Source organism: Priestia sp. 179-F W1.4 NHS, from assembly GCF_045369295.1.
Lineage (GTDB): Bacteria > Bacillota > Bacilli > Bacillales > Bacillaceae_H > Priestia > Priestia zanthoxyli.
This window is the reverse complement of record NZ_JBIQFF010000003.1, coordinates 508528-526371: the sequence shown is the minus strand read 5'-3', so window position 1 is coordinate 526371 and position 17844 is coordinate 508528. Positions and strand designations below refer to the sequence as shown.

Sequence of the window (17844 nt, the reverse complement as noted above, 5' to 3'; positions counted from 1 at the left end):
CCTAGCAGCTACTGTGACTGAATACCTTTCATCAACATCTTATAAAAAATAGCCGCAACTTCTCGATCTGACTTTTCACCATCCGGCTGAAACCAAAAATAGCTCCAATTTGTCATTCCTAATATGCCTAGCGTCACGATATCTGAAGGCAAATCTGAACGGAACTGCCCTGCTTCCATTCCTTTTTCAATAATTTCCTGTACGTTTTCTTTAAAACGATCGCGCTTTGGAATGATTTGCTGTAAGTGTTCTTCACTCAAATGACGCATCTCTCGAAAAAACACTTTAGCTCGAAGACCTTCTTTCTCAATATCATGAACAAGTTTAAAAATAATGCTGTGCAGCTTTTCAGGATAAGATATTGTCTTATCTGCAAGAATCGTCTCTTGGTTTTCTATTAATCTTTCAATATATTGAAGGTGAATATCCATTAAAAGCTCTTGCTTGCTTTTAAAATAATAATAAAACGTTCCTTTTGTGACGTTTAATTCATTTACAATATCTTGAATAGACGTTTCTTTGAAACCTTTTTGAGCAAAAAGCTGAATGCTTCGTTCCATCATCAAATCTTTCATCGTCAAACCCTCTCTGTCTTTTCTCATTTTCACAAATTATACCATGGCTTAGAGGGAGCTTTTGAAAAAGTTTGTTTATGTTCAGCTTCTTTACATCGTTTCTTTCACCACTTCTTCTCGCAGTGCTCTTCGTAAAATTTTCCCTACATTGGTCTTAGGAAGCTCAGCGCGAAACTCAAAGATTCGCGGAATTTTGTAAGCTGCAAGATGATGTCGACAATAAGAAGTAAGCTCTTCTTCAGAAAGAGATTTTCCTTCTTTCACTACCAAAATCGCTTTAATTGTTTCTCCTCTGTAAGGATGCGGAACGCCAATGACAACGGCTTCTTTAATGTGGCTGTGCTCATATAAAACTTCTTCAATATCTCGAGGATACACATTAAAACCACTCGCAATAATGATATCTTTTTTGCGATCAACAATGGATAAATACCCATCTTCGTCTATCTGTCCAATATCTCCTGTGTACAGCCAGCCGTTTCTAAGCGCGTGAGCTGTTTCTTCAGGATGATTCCAATAGCCCTTCATAACTTGAGGGCCTTTAATCACTATTTCTCCAAGCTCTCCTCTTGGCAGTTCTTTTGTTCCTGTAGGCACGTCTACAATTTTATAAGCAGTTTGCGGAACGCCAAGTCCGACTGTGCCTGGCTTTCGTTCACAAAACGGCAGGTTGCAATGGGTAACGGGGGACGCTTCTGATAAGCCGTACCCTTCTAACACTTTAGCATCCGTTTTTCGTTCGAACTCTTTCATCAGCTCAACAGGCATTGGCGCACTGCCGCTGTTGCAGATGCGAATACTTTCGATATTGTATTCTTCTGCCCGCGGATGATTGGTAATCGCGACATACATAGTTGGCACTCCAGGAAAAATACTAGGCTGCTCTTTTTTGATTGTATTTAGTACTTCTTCTAAATCAAAACGCGGCAATAGCAATATTTCATTTCCGCAAAGAATTGATAAATGCATACAGGAAGTCATGCCAAATACGTGAAACAATGGAATAACGGTTAAGCATTTTTCTTTTCCTAATTCAATATCATGCTTAAATATTTCGTATGATTGAACTGCGTTTGTGTAAATGTTTGTATGTGTAAGCATCGCACCTTTAGATGGTCCGGTCGTTCCTCCCGTATACTGAAGAACAGCAATATCGTGTGCTGGATGGATGACCGGCTGATTAAATTCATGCTTAATGGTTAGAAAATCTAAGAAGGAAAGGTCTGGTGATGTAGGAACAAACGGTTTTTGCAAGCTGACGGTTATCGCTTCTTCTATCTCAATACGATTCCTTATCTCTTGAAGTCTCGTATAAAAATCATCGAGTAGAATTATTTTTTTTGCGCCGGAATCGTGTAAAATATGCTCTAGTTCTTGTTCGACAAGCATGGGGTTGACCTGAGTGACAATGCCGCCCGCTGCTACAATGCCAAAATAGCTTATTATATATTGCGGACAATTTGGCAGCATAATTGCTACACGATCTCCTTTTTTAATCCCTTTTTTCTGCAGTGCTCCTGCAAATACGCGAACTGAGTGGTACAGCTCCTGGTACGTTAACGTATGCTGATACATGCGCGTGGCCGTGTGAGCAGGATAACGTTCGGCTGTTTCTTTCAGCATATCAAATAGTGAAATATCTTCGATGTGAATGTCATGAGTGTAGGCTTCTGGATAAGGTGTAAACCATTTTTTAACGTCTTCCATTGAGTAACTCCTTTCTTATTCACATAGCATGAACTCCACCGTCTACCGTCAGAATATCGCCGGTAATGTAATTAGACGCTGCAGAAGCAAGAAAAACAGCCGCTCCTTTTAAATCAGCTTCGGAGCCAAAGCGTTTTAAAGGGGTTTGACTTAGAAAATAATCTTTTCCTTGTTCCATAATCGCACCTGACATTTTAGTAGGAAAAAATCCCGGCGCAATTGCATTAACTTGAATATTATGCTGTCCCCATTTGACAGCTAAATCTTTCGTGAACGTAATGACCGCTCCTTTACTCGTGTTGTACCCGATTGTATCCATATACTGAGGGTCCGTTCCTCCAAGACCCGCAATTGAAGCAATGTTAATAATCTTACCAGCTTTTTGTTTAATCATTTCTTTTCCAGCTTCTTGTGACATTAAAAACGTGCCCGTCACATTAATATTCATCACTTTTTGCCATGCTTCAAGAGGCATTTCTTCAGCCGAAGCTCCCCACGTAGCTCCGCTGTTGTTAATTAAAATATCGATGCGTCCAAATGTTTCAATCGTTTGATGCACGACATTTTTAATATCTTCAGGCTGACTGATATCGCATGCTAAAGCGAGGGTTTTTACGCCCATGGTGGCCAATCGATCAGCCACTTGCTGACATGCTTCTTTTTTTCTTGAGCATAGAACAATATTTGCCCCTGCCTCTGCAAGCCCTTCTGCCATTTGCTCTCCTAATCCTCTGCCTCCTCCGGTAATAATAGCTGTCTTTCCAGTTAAATCAAACAGATCCTTTATGTGCATAGGTTGCCTCCTGTTCTTGATAGGGTTTTAGCTCAAGTCTTGCAAGCTGTGCTTTGTGCACTTCGTCTGGACCATCGGCAAGGCGCAAAGTGCGGGCATTTGCCCAAAGTGCCGCAAGCGGCGTGTCTTCTGAAACACCTGCTCCTCCAAATGCTTGAATGGCGCGATCAATGACTTTTAAAGCCATAGCAGGAGCTATTACTTTAATCATGGCAATTTCTTTTCGCGCTTTTTTGTTCCCAACTGTGTCCATCATATAAGCAGCTTTTAATGTTAATAAGCGAGCTTGCTCAATTTCAATACGCGATTCTGCCACCCATTCTTGAATAACCCCTTGCTGGGAAAGCAACTTATTAAATGTAGAACGACTTTGAATACGCTTACATAATTCTTCAAGCGCTCTTTCAGCTGCTCCTATTAGACGCATGCAGTGATGAATACGTCCAGGCCCTAATCTGCCTTGAGCAATAGCAAACCCTTTTCCTTCGCCTAAAAGCATATTGGATGCTGGCACACGCACATTGTCATAATGAATTTCAGCGTGTCCATGAGGAGCGTGATCGTATCCAAAGACTGGCAGCATTCGTTCAATTTTAACTCCCGGAGTATTTAATGGAACTAGAATCATAGACTGCTGTTCATATTTAGATGCGGTAAAATCACTTTTTCCCATCACAATAGCAATTTTGCAGCGAGGATCTCCCGCACCTGAAGACCACCATTTTCTTCCATTGATTACATATTCATCGCCTTCTCTTACAATACTGCACTGAATGTTTGTGGCATCAGAAGAACCTACATCCGGTTCTGTCATAGAAAAGCAGGAGCGAATGTCTCCATTTAACAGAGACTTTAGCCATTTTTCTTTCTGTTCAGGCGTTCCGTATCGAACCAGCACTTCCATATTGCCAGTGTCAGGAGCTCCGCAGTTAAAAGCTTCTGGTCCAATAATAGAACGGCCCATAATTTCGCAAAGAGGAGCGTATTCTACATTTGTTAGACCTGCTCCGTATTCGCTTTCTGGCAAAAATAAGTTCCATAGCCCAGCTCGCTTTGCTTTTTCTTTTAACTCTTCCATGATTGGAGGAACAGCTGACCATCTAGATGGCTGTTCATTCAGCTGTTGTTCGTATAGCCGTTCATTTGGATAAATATGATCTTCCATAAAAGAGCTCAATTCTTTTTGCAGCTTCACTACTTTGTCAGAGTAAAAAAAATACACGGTAGTCCCTCGCTTTCATTTACTTACTAACCGGTTGGTATGTTACATATTCATCATAAATGAAGGGAAATAATTCAGCAAGATATTTTTAGAAAAATTCTAAATATTATATTATTTATAAATAAAAAAAGAGAGGTTGTAACCTCTCTTTTTACGCGGATGTCATTTCCTCAAATACGGCTGATACTTTTTCAAACTCATCATCATCTTCAATTGAAGACCATTCACCATCATCTTCAATTTTTAAAAAGAAAACATCAATTTCTTCTTCTGTTTCAATTAAAACTTCTTCCACAAACGCAACGGCAATATAATCGTGGCCTTCAATCGTCATTTTTCCAAGCACTTCAATATCTTGCTCTTGATCATTTTCATCTAAAATTGTAAAAATCTCTCCCGTTTCAATACGTTCCATCGTATTCCCTCCTATTTTAACCTCATTATTCGTTCACTAACATGTATTCCCCTTTAGAAAAGGTTTCATGCTTATAAAAGTAGAATTTACTTTTTAAAAGGCAAAAGAATGTCTACGGTAGTTCCTTTTCCAAGTTCACTTACAAAGTTAATTTCTCCTCTATGTTCTCGAATGATCTTATAGCACACCATCAGTCCAAGCCCCGTTCCTTTCTCTTTCGTACTATAAAAAGGTTTTCCTAAATGCTGCATTCGTTCCTGCGTGATGCCTGGCCCCTCGTCGCTAAACCGGACAACAAGGTTCTCCTGATTAAATCTTTTTAGTTGAATCGTTACAGTTCCTCCACTTGGCATAGATTCGACGGCATTTTTAAATATATTGCTAAAGACCTGTTTTAACTGGTTTTCTTCGCATAATACGAGAGGAAGATGAAGATCAATCTCTTTTTTTACGTGAATTTTCTCTGTAATCCCCTGCACCTCAGCTAGCTTTAACGTGTTCTCTAAGATATCTTGGACGTGTTTGTCTTTGTAGGTTTTCGCCTGAGGCTTTGCAAGACTCAAGAACTCGTCGGCAATCAATTCGATTCTATCTAACTCATGATTTATCATTTCTACATAGTAAGGCTGACCGCTCGTTTCTTCTAATAACTGCATAAATCCTTTTACCGCTGTTAGAGGGTTTCTGATTTCGTGAGCGATACCCGCTGCTAACTGTCCGACTAAGGAAAGCTGAGCGGATTCACGCAGCAATTTTTCAGTTTTTTTACGTTCTGTAATATCACGAAACAAAACTTGAATGGCCTGCTTTCCCATATACGGAATAGGAAAGGCAATGGTTTCGGCATCAATCGTATGACCGTCTTTATGAATAAACTTTTCTTCCTGCAGATCCACAGATTTATTTTCTGTTTTCATTCGATAAATTCGCTGTTTTACAACATCATAGTAATCAGGGTGAACAAACTGATAAACACAAGCTCCTAATACATCTTGAGGATTCTTGTATCCTAGTGCTTTAGCTCCTGCAGGGTTGATATAATCAATTTTACCTTCACTATGAACGATAATTGCTTCCGGGGATAACTCAATCAAACTTCGGTAGCGCTGTTCGCTTTCTTTTAAAGCCGTCTCATCCTGCTTGCGCGATGTTATATCTCGATAGACAAACGCAATGCATAACGGCCAATCATTCATATTTTCAACGCGAAATAGTGTGACGCTTACATTAATTAAATGCCCGTCTTTATGCTGTCTGACCGTCTCAAATTCCGTTTTCGATTCCCCTGATTGAATAGTCTTATGAAGTTCGCACACGGGCTCCTTTAAAAACGAAGGTATAATCGGAAGAGGCTTTTGATAAATTTCTTCAAACGTCCAGCCGAATGTATTCTCAAACGCAGGGTTCACTTGAAGCGTTTTACCCTCTAAGTCAACGATAGCAACAGCATCTGCGTTATGATAAATAAAAGGCTGAATCTGTTCTTTTTTCTCCTGATAACTAGTTATGTTCACGCAATGTCCCATAATTTCAGGTTTTTCTGTGTAAGATAAAGGGGTTAAGTTTACTACATAGCGTTTATCATTTATTTGAAGCTCGTACATAAGCTTTTTCTTTTTATTTAGCGCTTCGAAAAAATGCTCATACGAGACCCATTCTTCTAGAGGTATTTTTTGCTCAGAAACGCTTTCTCCTTGATACATACTGTAAACAAGATGGTCACCTTTTTGTTTGTAAGCAAATATGATTCCTAGATCCTCAGCTGAATGATTTTCTGCATGTAATCGGACTATTTTTTTATTTTCGTTCATCGTTCATATTTACCTACCCCTCACTAGCATCTTTCCTAATCGTTCTCATTCTCTTAATTTTACATGAGGCGTTTAAAATTTACTAGATAAAGAAGCAGATATTTTCCATTCATTCACATAAAAAAAGCGCCTGTATAGGCGCTTTTTTATGTGAATAGGAATTACTTTGAATGATGCATTTTATGACAGTGCCGCTTCGGAACAAACCCATTTTTCTCCATATGCTGATAGCGATTTTCCATATGTGAAGAAATGTTTTGACTCTCCGTTTTGCTTAGCACGCCGTACTCCACATATTTTGAAAGTATTTCTTTCTTTTTTTCGAACATTTCTTTGTACAGAACGGATAATTCCTGCTTTTGCTGAGACGTCAGCTGCACGTCTTTTGTTTCTGGCTGAGGATTGTTTTCCGCTAATACAGGCGTCCCGCTCATAAATAAAAAAGCTGCTGCTGCACTTATCATAACCTTTCGCAAACAATCTACTTCCTTTCATCATATAGTAGTTATAGTTTGCGAACTTCTATTTGTTTTCATTCATTCTATTTGCTTAGGACTCAATAGCTCCTCTTACATCATAATCGCTAAGATCAATTTCCATTTCCATTTCAAGTGCTAATTTAGCAAGCTCTGAACCAAGATAAGGACCCGACGTTAAGCCTGAAGCTCCGAGACCATTCGCTACTAGTATTCCTTCGTAAGCTGGAAGAGCCCCGATGACTGGCAAGAAGCCTGGAGTAAATGGTCGAAACCCTACCCTTGTTTCTAAGACTGTGCTTTCTGTTAAGCCAGGAGCAATTAATAAGGCCTTTGAAAAAATTTCATGAAGCCCCCCAGCCGTTACTCTCAAGTCATAACCCGTGTCGTTTTCATGTGTTGCTCCTATGACAATTTGACCTTGTTCAAACGAAAGAATATATTGGTCGCTTGGAGGCATTACAACGGGCCAGTCTTTTGTATCTAAATCAGGAAGATGCAAGTGGACAATTTGCGCTTTTTGAAAGCTTGCTAAAAATTTCACTCCAAGAGGCTCTAGTAATTGATTTGCCCACGCTCCTGCTGTCACGATTGTTGTACTTGCTAGGAGGGTTTGTCCATTTACGGCAACGCCCGTTACTTGATTATTTTCATAAAGTAGTTCTGCGTTTCCTTCTATTATTCTTGCACCGTTTTTCTTCGCTGCATTCACAAGTGCGTTTCGAAGAGCTCTTCCGTTAACGCGAGCGGCTCCACTAATATGAACTGAACTGTATTCTTCTGAAAGAACCGGAAACAAAGACTGTGTTTCTTTAGCGGATAAACGTGTAATCTCGCCTATTTCGGGAGCTTCTTCACGACGCTTATATGCTCGTTCTTCCATTTTTTGAAGCTTTTGGTCATCAGTATGTAAGCTAATTGCTCCTACTCGCTTATATCCCGTATCTGTTTCTCCATCTTCTTCTAATTGCTGAATTAATGTTTGATAGTACTTGGCGCCGCCTTTTGCTAAGCGGTACCATGCTTTATTTCGACGCTGCGAAAGCCATGGACAAACAATTCCTGCTGCTGCATCAGTAGCTTGACCAGCATCCTTGCGATCTATCAATGTCACATCTGCTCCTGCTTTTGCTAAATGATATGCCGTAGAAGCTCCAAGTACCCCAGCTCCAACTACGATGTATGTTTTCATACCAAAACACCCTTTTCTTTCTTCTAGTATTCTCATGCTATATGTATGCAATTTTAGCATAGCAAAAAAAGAAGTCACATACTAGGCGAAGCTATTTTAAGCTTATTTTTAAGCCTTGCTGACTTTGACATATAGCTCCTTTCGTCTCGTAAACAAAAGCGGTAGAAGTTCTTTTACCAAGATTATAACAGGGTGAAGAAAGCCATAAATAGTGGTAGTACGTCTTTAACGCTGTGGCTTACGGCTTTTCTATTATAGGTGCTGAATAAAAAAATGAAAGAATAAAACCACTATAATATGTAAATAAAAAGAAATAACCATTATTTTAAGGAGAGCGTATGCAATCTTCATTTGTATTATTTTTTATCATTCTTGGTTTACTATTTGGCAAATGGCGAAGGTATCAAGAATACTACCCTACTTTGCTGTTTTGGGTCACGGGGAATTTGCTTTATGAAGTGCTGCTGTTTCATCACCGCGTATGGGTATTTCACCCTGTTGGTATTGATCATCTTTTTCTACCCGATCACCTAATGGTTTCTCTTGGAATAACCTTAATTATTTATCCGTTTGTTATACCGGTTTTTTTAGGAAGGCTGCCGCTGCATGTAAGCGGCCGGCTGTGGTGGATTCTTTTGTGGGCGCTTTTATTTACTGTGATTGAGTTGATTGCTTATGTTAATCACAGTATCACTCATCATTATGGATGGTCGCTGCTATGTTCTTTTCTCTTCAATATTGTCACGTTCTCACTTTTAGTCATTCATCAGAAGACAGCGCTGGCTGCTTGGATTCTATCTGGAAGCTTCATAGCTTTTTTATTTATCTTCTTTGATATTCCTATGCCTTAACTTTTCATTGACTAGACAGAGGAAAAGGAAATATAATAGGAGTTACATTTAAATATAATTTTCCTCTCTGAGAATAGAGGTGCATGAAATCAAGAGTCACTTATTGGAGACTAATGGAGTCTGTGAAGATAAGTAAAAGGGATTTCGTGCCGAAGTATATAAACATCCATTGTGTTCATATACTGGTTCAGTATTGAATAAATGCTGAGCTGTCACAAACCACTTGGTTTGTGGAGAGCTATTGAAGAGATGTTGATGCCTAGAATGTAATAATACTTTATTATTATGAAACCAAGACGCGTGAACATCACTTCACGGGTCTTTTTTGTGTTTTTCTACTGACCATCAAAGTTATAGTTGAATGATTTAAATGGAGGGATACGGATTATGTACTTACATGGAACGAGTAAAATTAACAGCAGCAATCATTTAGAAATTGGGCAGTGCGATACGGTCGAACTGAAAAAACAATACGGCACTCCCCTATACATCTACGATCAAGAATTAATTGAGACGAAATGCAAGGCCTTCCATTCAGCCTTTCAAAGAAGCGGATTTTCATATCAAATCGCCTATGCAGGGAAAGCGTTTCTTTGTATGGAAATGGCTAGCCTTTTAACGAAGCTTGATATGTCATTAGATGTGGTCTCAGGAGGCGAATTATTTACAGCTCTTGAAGCGGGATATCCAGCTGAACGCATTCATTTTCACGGAAATAACAAAACGATTGAAGAAATTGAAATGGCTCTTGATGCGAATATTGGCTGTTTTGTTGTGGATAACTTTACCGAACTTGAAGTTTTACATGCCTTAGCAGCTGAGCGCAAACAGAAAGCATCTATTCTTCTGCGTGTTACTCCAGGGATTGAAGCCCACACACATGAATATATTATGACCGGACAGGAAGACTCCAAGTTTGGATTTGGTCTTTCCAATGACCAGGCTATGAAAGCGGTAAGTTCTGCATTAGAAAAGCCTTACTACGATCTTTTAGGCATTCATTGTCATATTGGTTCGCAAATTTTTGAAGTAGATGGTTTTTCTCGCGCCATTGATATTTTAACTGATTTCTTATTCAGTATTCGTGATAAAATGGAATTTGAAGTAAAAGTTTTAAACGTAGGTGGTGGTTTTGGTATTCGTTATACCGAAAGCGACTCTCCACTTCCAGTTGAGTATTATGTAGATGCACTGACAGAAAAGCTAAGCCGCACGTTAACTGAACAGAATTATACCCTTCCGGAAGTCTGGATTGAGCCTGGAAGAAGCATCGTAGGAGAAGCAGGTACAACGCTTTATACAATCGGCTCAACGAAGGAGATTCCAGGTGTACGCAAATACGTAGGAATTGATGGCGGTATGACCGATAATATCCGTCCTGCTCTTTACGATGCAAAACATGAAGCTGTCTTGGCTAATAGAGTGACGGATAAAAAAGATGAAACAGTATCAATTGCGGGGAAATGCTGTGAATCAGGAGATATGCTTATTTGGGATATCGATTTACCGCGCGTTAATCAAGGAGATTTACTAGCAGTATCCTCTACAGGTGCCTACAACTATTCAATGGCTAGCAATTACAACCGTATTCCGCGCCCTGCTGTTGTATTTGTGAAAAATGGAGAAGCTCGTCTTGCTGTAGAGCGAGAAACATACGAAGATTTGGTGCGTAAAGATGTAAAGCCAGTCGTTACTACGTATGCAATGAGCAAATGATAGCTGTTCTTGCGTAGTAAAGAAGCTATTGTTGTTTGGAGGAAATCTATATGGTTTTAAGTGTATTTAAAACGTACAGATCATCGCTTATTCTGCTTCTCGCTATTTTAATTGGCGGGATAGCAGGATATGCTATCGGGCCCGATGTGGCAGTCGTAAAGCCCTTTGGTGATTTGTTTCTTAATTTAATGTTCATGATTATCGTTCCCCTTGTCTTTTTTAGTGTGGCTTCGGCGATCGCAAACATGAACGAAATGAAACGTCTTGGTAAAATTATGCTAGGTATCGCCGTTGTGTTTGTCGCCACTGCTGCTGTTTCAGCCGTTCTAGGCTTTTTAGGCGCATCACTTTACAATCCGCTGCACAACGTAGATACTTCTGCCATTAAAGAATTAATGGGTGACAGTGAAAATACAGCTGAAAAAATGACGCTTTTAAATCAGCTTGTTAGTACATTTACTGTACCTGATTTTGTTCAGTTATTTTCGAAAGAGCATATTTTACAATTAATTGTCTTTGCCGTTATCTTCGGTATTGCTACCACGATGGCTGGTGAAAAAGGACAGCCTATGGCGAAATTTCTGACTTCGGGTCAAGAAGTATCGATGAAAGTCGTTAAAATTGTCATGTACTATGCTCCAATTGGTTTAGGGTGCTATTTTGCTACTGTAGTAGGAGAACTTGGACCAAAGATCTTGCAAGGGTATGCTAGAGCATTTATTCTTTATTTATTAATTGCAATCGTTTACTATTTTGGCTTCTTTACGCTATACGCATGGATTGCTGGCGGTAAAGCAGGAATTAAGCTGTTTTGGAAAAATGCAGCTGCTCCTTCTATCACTGCTATTGCTACCTGTTCTTCCGCGGCATCTATTCCAGTCAATTTAGACGCAACAAAGAAAATGGGTGTGCCGCTGGATATTGCTGAAACAGTGATTCCATTAGGAGCAAACACCCATAAAGATGGTTCTGTTATCGGTGGTATTCTAAAAATTGTTTTCTTATTCAGTTTGTTCGGCAAAGATATGACGTCTGCTACGAGTATTTTGAGCATATTAGGCGTAGCCTTTTTAGTTGGAGCCGTAATGGGAGCAATTCCTGGAGGCGGTATGATTGGCGAAATGTTAATCATTACAATTTACGGATTTTCGCCAGAAGTTCTGCCCATCATTGCGGTCATTTCCACAATTATTGACGCCCCTGCTACGCTCTTAAACAGTACGGGAAATACAGTAACAGCGATGCTTGTTACAAGGTTTACAGAAGGAAAAGACTGGATTAATAAAATTATCACCACCGATAAAGTCGCCTAGTAAAAAAGCAAAGGGAACAGTCTTAGTGACTCTCCCTTTGCTTTTTTCGTGTGCAGTAATATCGATAGCCGTGTATAAAGTTTGTAAATACGCACATTCTATAGGTATGTTTCATAACCGGACTGGAGGTGTCGTCTAATGAGTAACGCTGCAGGAGGTTCAAAGAAGAATCAACCGAATGATGCGAATCACGTAAGTGCAGAAACAAAAGCTCATCAAAAACGTCTCACTGAGCAAAACAAACAAGAGCATCAAGCTGAAGAGCGAAAATAAAATGACGTCAAAGAACGTTTGGCACAGGCCCTGCGTTCTTTGACGTCATTTTATTTTGAGAGAGCTTAATGACGACGCTCTTTATAGGTCTATCGTACAACCTCCTTTCAAACTTTTACATATTCTATTAATAGGTTTGTAAAAGGAGGAATGATATGGTGTTTTCTTGGATAGAGATTACAGCTGCAGCCTTTGGGCTTTCAGTTATTTTGATAAGTTTTGCATTTTTGCCCGAACGTACAGGCAAAAATCTTTATATTCCTCATCAGCTAGTAGCAAAATCTATGTTTCTCTATAAAAAGATTATTGGTTTTATAAATCAATTTCGACAGAAACTTTAGTTCATTTCCTTTCTTCGTTTTTATTCGTTGGATAGCTCCCTTTTTTAATCAGCGCATTTACAGTAAATAATTTAATGGTTAAAATAAAGAGTAAAAAAAAAGGATAAGCAGTTTGCAGAAATGGAGTTTCACATGGAAATCAGAGACTTAGAATACTTTATAGAGGTAGCGAATCATAAAAATTTTACAAAGGCAGCGCTGCAAGTTCATTTGTCACAAACGGCTTTAAGTAAAGCCGTCAAAAAAGTAGAAAATGAACTAGGATTTGAGCTTCTTGACCGTTCAACAAGAGAATTAAAGCTAACCGATGCAGGAGAAGTCGTGTATCATCAGGCAACTAAAGCGCTGTCGGTGTTAAAAGACATGCCTCACTTGTTGGGCGATTTAATGAACTTGCAAACAGGGCAAATCAAGATGGGAATCCCTCCGCTCATCGGGACCTTGTTTTTCCCGAAGATTGCAAAAGCATTTAATGAACAATACCCTAAAGTATCTCTAGAGCTTATTGAATTTGGAGCAAAAAAAATTGAAGCCCTTGTGGAAGAGGCTGGTGTAGATATGGGGATTGTTATGCTTCCTCTCACAAGCGGTCATGATGAGCATTTTCACGTATACCCGTTCGTTAAGGAGAGATTCCTTTTATACGCCCATAAAAACCATCCTTTAGCGAAACGTTCTTCCGTCTGGATGAAAGAATTGGAGCATGAAAAATTCATTATGTTCAGTGAAGAATTTACGCTGCACGACCGGTTAATTCAAGATGCTTTAAAATCAGGATTTGTGCCTTCTATCGCATATAAAAGTTCTCAATGGGATTTAATTATTGAATTAACAGCAGCAGAACTAGGTATTGCTATTTTACCCGAATCGCTTTATGCCAAAGTGAAAGATTCCAATATTATTACGGTACCTATTGCAGATCCTGAAATGATGTGGGAACTTGGAATTATTCTGTTAAAAGAACGCTACAGTTCATTCGCTGTAAGAGAGTTGATTAATTTTCTGACAGCAAAACAAATAACAAATAAGTTGGACGCAAATTAAATAGAGGCTGGGAGATAACGAAATCAATCCACAGCTAGAAGCACATACGCCTACACACATGAAATTTACGTTCACTATCACCATGAAAAAATCCGACCGAGGAATCGAGATTCTCCATCAAGAATTTGAATTCATCGGTCGGATTTTCCTTCAACAAAACTACTTTTGTCCCAGCCTCTTTATATGTAACACGAGTTCTATCATTCAACAATCCCTACAATGAATCCATCATAGCCTTTGCTTCCAACGGTTTGTATAGCCGTGGCGCTGATTCGTTTTTCTTGAGCCAGAGCATCCATAAATTGTCGAATTCCCTTTACATTTTCATCTTCACTTTCTGAGTTCACCACATGCCCTTGACGAACAACATTATCACAAATAATCGTACTTCCTCGTTTCGATAATTCTAGAGCCCACTTTAAGTAATTTGGGTTATTCGGCTTGTCAGCATCAATAAAGATAAGATCAAACGGCTCTGTTCCCTTATCCTTTAATACAGCTAATGTATCAAGCCCGGGGCCGACAATGACTTCTACTAAGTGGCTTACTCCCGCTCTTTTTAAATTAGCTCGTGCTACTTCTGCATGCTGAGCGCTTAATTCGAGCGTAATCAGCTGTCCGTCTTTCGGAAGAGCTCTGGCTAGCCAAATCGTGCTGTACCCTCCAAGAGTACCAATTTCCAAAATGCGTTTAGTCCCTTTTAATGAAGCTAACAAATGCAGAAACTTTCCTTGACTAGGCGATACGTCGATGGCAGGTAATCCAGCCTCTTGATTTGCCTTCAATACCTCATCAAGAATAGGGTCAGGTTGTATGAGCTTATCATTCATATAAAGATCCACTTCATTCCAAATTTCATATATAGACATTTCCATACTCCTCCACATAAGTGATAAAAGCTTTATTATTCAAAGATACGAATATGTTTTTCTCATATTCAGCTTGTTGCCATAATCGTTCGTATTATGAATGTGTTCTAGCTCTCTAATAAACTATCCTGCTCGCTCTTAAAAAGAATTGTTATATGTCCATAAAAAAAGACCTTCAGAAAGGTCTTTTTTATCTTTAAATAATCGTAGCTCAATCCGTAAAAAATATCCGGTACCTTTCTACCGGCTATTTTCTAGAAGACATCTTATTATCCGTTATGACTGAACTTAAATACCATCGGTGTACGTTCTGTTTCTATTTTCCAAATCATGTGATGATATCCTTTGCTCCAGTAATCTTTTACTAAGTAATCGGGAATTCCAAATATGTTTTTCCATACTTTCTGAGCATTCTTGTATCCGCTATCCAAACAAATTTTTTTAATTTCTCTGCTTTGAAGCGTAAGCAGCATAATATGTATAAGCAGTGTTCCTACCCCTTTTCTTTGGTACTTTGGATGAACAAAAACTGTGCCGATTTCAATCCATCCTTGCAGCTCCCCTTTTGTACACGCCATAATTAATTCACTAACAGGGCCATATTCAATGCAGCCAATAATCTTATTGGTGCACGTATCTATTCCGAGCCAAAAGAATCGATGTTTTCCATCGCTATCAAGGTCACTTTTTAAATATTGTTCTTTACTTTCAATTTCTATTTGTATATCGTTCACCATGTCAGGTAGACCCTCTCTATGAAAGGTATCTGTGATGACTTCATTAAAAAGCTCGTGGAGTTCTGCGCTGTCCTCTATTTTTGGTCTTCTTATTTCAATATGATTCAATGTTCATCCCTCCTGATTATTTCACTGCCAAATATGAAGCTTTACTTTTATTATTTATCAATATATGTTGATAATCCTTTTCCTTTTCTACAGTTTTCCCAACAAAAAAAGCACGAGAAGCTTTAAGTTCTCGTACTTTTTTATAATATGGATTCTGCTTTTCTATTGGGAACTGTTAATACTGATTCACAAAGCTCTGGATTTTACATACGAATTCAGAAAGATTCTCCTTTATCTCTTTATCCTCTGTTTTCGCTACTTGCTCTTGTATGGCATCAATCATTAAACGTGCTCTTTTAGGATCTATAGAGGCCGGCTGGCTGCTATTGTTTGATAAACTCTTCAAAATTTGATTAGTCATTTTGTTTTTATCATGAATATAAAATAACATTTGAGGAACTTGATTAATTAACAAATTTACATATCTGCGAAACTCCTCTATCTCATATAATTCTCTTGAAGTACCTTTAAAGCCATCAACGGAAAGCATAAGACTCTGGTAGCCTTTATCACTGCGTTGATTAAGTGCTTTAATGACTTTTAAAAACCGATCGAACTTTAGATAACGTATTTCGTCTTTCTTTAATTCTAAAAATTCAATTTCTCCTTTTTCTAAAAAAGGATCTTTGATAAGACTATTATCATTCATATACATTCTCTCCCTACTAATTTATTAGTTGCAGAGCTTGTTTTGAATTCATTTGTCTATCGTTTTAATAATTGTTTACCTCTTTTAGGACCGTTTTAAAACCTTTATTTGTAAAACGCTTACATAAATGTTCTCAATTGCCTGACGCGTTGATGGAACCCTATTTATTATCTGATAAATGACGAATGAAAAAGAGCTCCTTTACAGAAGCTCTCTTTTTAAGATTATAGGGATGCTGATAACTTTATATCTTATTTGCCTCTTTTAATACTGCTAATAAGTATTCCCATGTCTTAATAGTAGACGGAATGCTCAGGTGTTCATCAGGTGTATGAACGTCGTACATATCGGGTCCGAGCGAAATGGCATCTAATCCAGGGATTTTTTCTAAGAAAATACCGCATTCAATTCCAGCATGGATGGCGATGATCTCCGCCTCTTCACCATACTTTTCTTTGTAAACCTTTTTACATAATTCGCGAATTTTTGAATCTCCATTGTACGCCCATTCAGGATAATTACCTTTTGTTTCAACTCTTCCCCCGACTACCTGAGCAAGTATGCGCACTTGACTTACTATTTTTTCTTTTAAGCTTTTTACTGAGCTGCGAATTTCATTTTGAAAAACAACCTCAGATTCTGTCGTCGTGATCACACCTAAGTTGGTAGAAGATTCTACTAATCCTTCAATATTCATACTCATGCTTTGAACGCCGTTTGGTGTTAGCATAATAGCTTGTACAATTCGTTCTGTCGTTTCTCTTGTAAAACATTTCTCAACGGAAGAAAATTTGTTTATTTTTACATATACGCTCGGATCAGCCGCTTGTAATTCATTTTTTACTATTTCGTTCCACTCACGAATCTTATTTTCTAGCTTTCCTACCTCAGAAGGCTCAACTGATAGAATTGCTTCTGATTCACGGGGAATTGCATTTGATTTTAATCCTCCGCTAATGCTGCTTAAAGAATAGGGAAGTTCTTGTTGTAAATCATATAAAACTCTCCCTAGCAGTTTATTCGCATTTCCTCTTTCTTTGTCAATTTCCATTCCGGAATGTCCGCCGCGCAGCCCTCCGATGCTTAAGCTATATGTTTCTGAGTTATTGGAAGACGACTCCCAGTTTATAGGAATACGAAGCACGCCTTTTACCCCGCCTGCGCTGCTGACAAGGAGCTTTCCGTCCTCTTCTGTATCAAGGTTAATAAAGATTTTTCCTTCAAAATAAGATGGATTTACAGCAATGGCTCCGCCCATAGTCGTTTCTTCTTCAGTGGTAATGACTACTTCAAGAGAGGGGTGCGCTATATTTTGAGCATCTAGTAAAGCTAGTGCATATGCAACGGCAATCCCGTTATCAGCTCCTAGCGTAGTACCATTTGCATAAAGCATATCTTCAACAATTCGCAGTTGAAGCGGATCTTTTTCAAAGTCATGGACAGTTCCTTTATTTAACTCGCATACCATGTCCATATGTCCTTGCAAAATGATAGCTGGAGCATGTTCATATCCTTTAGTTGCGGGCTTTTTAATGATTACATTTAAAGCTTCGTCTTGGATAACCTCAAGGCTTCTTTCTTTTGCAAAAGAAACTAAATAGTTACTAATTTCTTTTTCATTTCCAGATTCTCTAGGAATAGCTGAGATTTCGTTAAAGAAATAGAAAACCGGATGTTTAATTAATTCATTTACTGTTTGCACCATATGTATCATCCTTTCTAATCTGTACGCTTTTTTTATCCTACTATTTA

The 17844-nt window shown here is 38.6% G+C and carries 18 protein-coding genes and 1 riboswitch; of the genes, 6 read left to right on the top strand and 12 right to left on the bottom strand.

All coding sequences use genetic code 11. The annotated features are described in order from the left end of the window. Positions 1 to 8 precede the first annotated feature (8 nt). From ACH0CI_RS17890 to ACH0CI_RS17855, 8 genes are all read right to left on the bottom strand, one after another. Entirely contained in the window at positions 9 to 575 is a 567-nt protein-coding gene (locus ACH0CI_RS17890) for a TetR/AcrR family transcriptional regulator (RefSeq protein ID WP_028413348.1), read from the bottom strand. Between the two features lie 90 nt (positions 576 to 665). Continuing rightward, positions 666 to 2282: a long-chain-fatty-acid--CoA ligase gene (locus tag ACH0CI_RS17885; protein ID WP_406901982.1), complete on the bottom strand. Its 1617-nt coding sequence runs from the start codon at positions 2280 to 2282 to the stop codon at positions 666 to 668. Between the two features lie 19 nt (positions 2283 to 2301). Beyond that, on the bottom strand, positions 2302 to 3075 hold the full coding sequence (locus ACH0CI_RS17880) for an SDR family oxidoreductase (RefSeq protein WP_033578975.1): 774 nt from the start codon (positions 3073 to 3075) through the stop codon (positions 2302 to 2304). Continuing rightward, entirely contained in the window at positions 3053 to 4297 is a 1245-nt protein-coding gene (locus ACH0CI_RS17875) for an acyl-CoA dehydrogenase (RefSeq protein ID WP_406901979.1), read from the bottom strand. The genes ACH0CI_RS17880 and ACH0CI_RS17875 overlap by 23 nt, the downstream gene beginning before the upstream one ends. A gap of 151 nt (positions 4298 to 4448) precedes the next feature. Continuing rightward, positions 4449 to 4712, bottom strand: coding sequence for a DUF1292 domain-containing protein (locus ACH0CI_RS17870; RefSeq protein ID WP_013057050.1), 264 nt, complete (start codon positions 4710 to 4712; stop codon positions 4449 to 4451). 86 nt (positions 4713 to 4798) lie between these two features. Beyond that, positions 4799 to 6523 carry a PAS domain-containing sensor histidine kinase gene (locus tag ACH0CI_RS17865; protein ID WP_335707808.1) on the bottom strand — a complete coding sequence of 575 codons (1725 nt, stop codon included), beginning with the start codon at positions 6521 to 6523 and terminating at the stop codon, positions 4799 to 4801. A 161-nt stretch (positions 6524 to 6684) separates the two neighbouring features. Next, entirely contained in the window at positions 6685 to 6999 is a 315-nt protein-coding gene (locus ACH0CI_RS17860; RefSeq protein WP_028413353.1) for a YckD family protein, read from the bottom strand. A gap of 73 nt (positions 7000 to 7072) precedes the next feature. Further along, a complete protein-coding gene (locus ACH0CI_RS17855; RefSeq protein ID WP_406901978.1) occupies positions 7073 to 8191 on the bottom strand; it encodes an NAD(P)/FAD-dependent oxidoreductase in 1119 nt (372 codons plus the stop codon). A 338-nt stretch (positions 8192 to 8529) separates the two neighbouring features. On the opposite strand from ACH0CI_RS17855, the gene ACH0CI_RS17850 reads away from it, so the two are divergent. The 6 genes from ACH0CI_RS17850 (at position 8530) to ACH0CI_RS17825 (ending at position 13729) form a co-directional block, all read left to right on the top strand. Beyond that, positions 8530 to 9042, top strand: coding sequence for a CBO0543 family protein (locus ACH0CI_RS17850; protein ID WP_335577010.1), 513 nt, complete (start codon positions 8530 to 8532; stop codon positions 9040 to 9042). Between the two features lie 66 nt (positions 9043 to 9108). Continuing rightward, positions 9109 to 9291, top strand: a riboswitch (Lysine riboswitch). A 138-nt stretch (positions 9292 to 9429) separates the two neighbouring features. Next, positions 9430 to 10758: a diaminopimelate decarboxylase gene (lysA, locus tag ACH0CI_RS17845; RefSeq protein WP_014460106.1), complete on the top strand. Its 1329-nt coding sequence runs from the start codon at positions 9430 to 9432 to the stop codon at positions 10756 to 10758. 50 nt (positions 10759 to 10808) lie between these two features. Next, positions 10809 to 12071, top strand: coding sequence for a dicarboxylate/amino acid:cation symporter (locus ACH0CI_RS17840; RefSeq protein ID WP_033578970.1), 1263 nt, complete (start codon positions 10809 to 10811; stop codon positions 12069 to 12071). A 138-nt stretch (positions 12072 to 12209) separates the two neighbouring features. Continuing rightward, positions 12210 to 12344 (top strand): hypothetical protein, encoded by a 135-nt coding sequence (locus ACH0CI_RS17835; protein WP_013057043.1) that lies wholly within the window; start codon positions 12210 to 12212, stop codon positions 12342 to 12344. A gap of 155 nt (positions 12345 to 12499) precedes the next feature. Further along, positions 12500 to 12685, top strand: coding sequence for a hypothetical protein (locus tag ACH0CI_RS17830; protein WP_028413357.1), 186 nt, complete (start codon positions 12500 to 12502; stop codon positions 12683 to 12685). A 132-nt stretch (positions 12686 to 12817) separates the two neighbouring features. Further along, the gene (locus ACH0CI_RS17825; RefSeq protein WP_028413358.1) at positions 12818 to 13729 is read left to right on the top strand and encodes a LysR family transcriptional regulator; all 912 of its coding nucleotides are present in this window, start codon (positions 12818 to 12820) and stop codon (positions 13727 to 13729) included. A 200-nt stretch (positions 13730 to 13929) separates the two neighbouring features. Here ACH0CI_RS17825 and ACH0CI_RS17820 read toward each other — a convergent pair whose 3' ends face one another. The 4 genes from ACH0CI_RS17820 to ACH0CI_RS17805 form a co-directional block, all read right to left on the bottom strand. After that, positions 13930 to 14616 (bottom strand): O-methyltransferase, encoded by a 687-nt coding sequence (locus ACH0CI_RS17820; RefSeq protein ID WP_335707811.1) that lies wholly within the window; start codon positions 14614 to 14616, stop codon positions 13930 to 13932. Between the two features lie 251 nt (positions 14617 to 14867). Continuing rightward, positions 14868 to 15443: a GNAT family N-acetyltransferase gene (locus ACH0CI_RS17815; protein WP_335707812.1), complete on the bottom strand. Its 576-nt coding sequence runs from the start codon at positions 15441 to 15443 to the stop codon at positions 14868 to 14870. A 175-nt stretch (positions 15444 to 15618) separates the two neighbouring features. Continuing rightward, complete coding sequence (locus ACH0CI_RS17810; protein WP_033578967.1) at positions 15619 to 16092, bottom strand: hypothetical protein; 474 nt, start codon at positions 16090 to 16092, stop codon at positions 15619 to 15621. A gap of 244 nt (positions 16093 to 16336) precedes the next feature. Next, positions 16337 to 17797: an aminoacyl-histidine dipeptidase gene (locus tag ACH0CI_RS17805; RefSeq protein ID WP_406901976.1), complete on the bottom strand. Its 1461-nt coding sequence runs from the start codon at positions 17795 to 17797 to the stop codon at positions 16337 to 16339. Positions 17798 to 17844 lie beyond the last annotated feature (47 nt).

Coding starts and splice junctions, on each gene's coding strand:
- ACH0CI_RS17855 (WP_406901978.1), bottom strand. CDS start 8,191: ATGAAAACATACATCGTAGTTGGAGCTGGGGTACTTGGAGCTTCTACG.
- ACH0CI_RS17850 (WP_335577010.1), top strand. CDS start 8,530: ATGCAATCTTCATTTGTATTATTTTTTATCATTCTTGGTTTACTATTT.
- lysA (WP_014460106.1), top strand. CDS start 9,430: ATGTACTTACATGGAACGAGTAAAATTAACAGCAGCAATCATTTAGAA.
- ACH0CI_RS17870 (WP_013057050.1), bottom strand. CDS start 4,712: ATGGAACGTATTGAAACGGGAGAGATTTTTACAATTTTAGATGAAAAT.
- ACH0CI_RS17820 (WP_335707811.1), bottom strand. CDS start 14,616: ATGTGGAGGAGTATGGAAATGTCTATATATGAAATTTGGAATGAAGTG.
- ACH0CI_RS17885 (WP_406901982.1), bottom strand. CDS start 2,282: ATGGAAGACGTTAAAAAATGGTTTACACCTTATCCAGAAGCCTACACT.
- ACH0CI_RS17890 (WP_028413348.1), bottom strand. CDS start 575: ATGAAAGATTTGATGATGGAACGAAGCATTCAGCTTTTTGCTCAAAAA.
- ACH0CI_RS17805 (WP_406901976.1), bottom strand. CDS start 17,797: ATGGTGCAAACAGTAAATGAATTAATTAAACATCCGGTTTTCTATTTC.
- ACH0CI_RS17825 (WP_028413358.1), top strand. CDS start 12,818: ATGGAAATCAGAGACTTAGAATACTTTATAGAGGTAGCGAATCATAAA.
- ACH0CI_RS17830 (WP_028413357.1), top strand. CDS start 12,500: ATGGTGTTTTCTTGGATAGAGATTACAGCTGCAGCCTTTGGGCTTTCA.
- ACH0CI_RS17810 (WP_033578967.1), bottom strand. CDS start 16,092: ATGAATGATAATAGTCTTATCAAAGATCCTTTTTTAGAAAAAGGAGAA.
- ACH0CI_RS17865 (WP_335707808.1), bottom strand. CDS start 6,523: ATGAACGAAAATAAAAAAATAGTCCGATTACATGCAGAAAATCATTCA.
- ACH0CI_RS17835 (WP_013057043.1), top strand. CDS start 12,210: ATGAGTAACGCTGCAGGAGGTTCAAAGAAGAATCAACCGAATGATGCG.
- ACH0CI_RS17880 (WP_033578975.1), bottom strand. CDS start 3,075: ATGCACATAAAGGATCTGTTTGATTTAACTGGAAAGACAGCTATTATT.
- ACH0CI_RS17840 (WP_033578970.1), top strand. CDS start 10,809: ATGGTTTTAAGTGTATTTAAAACGTACAGATCATCGCTTATTCTGCTT.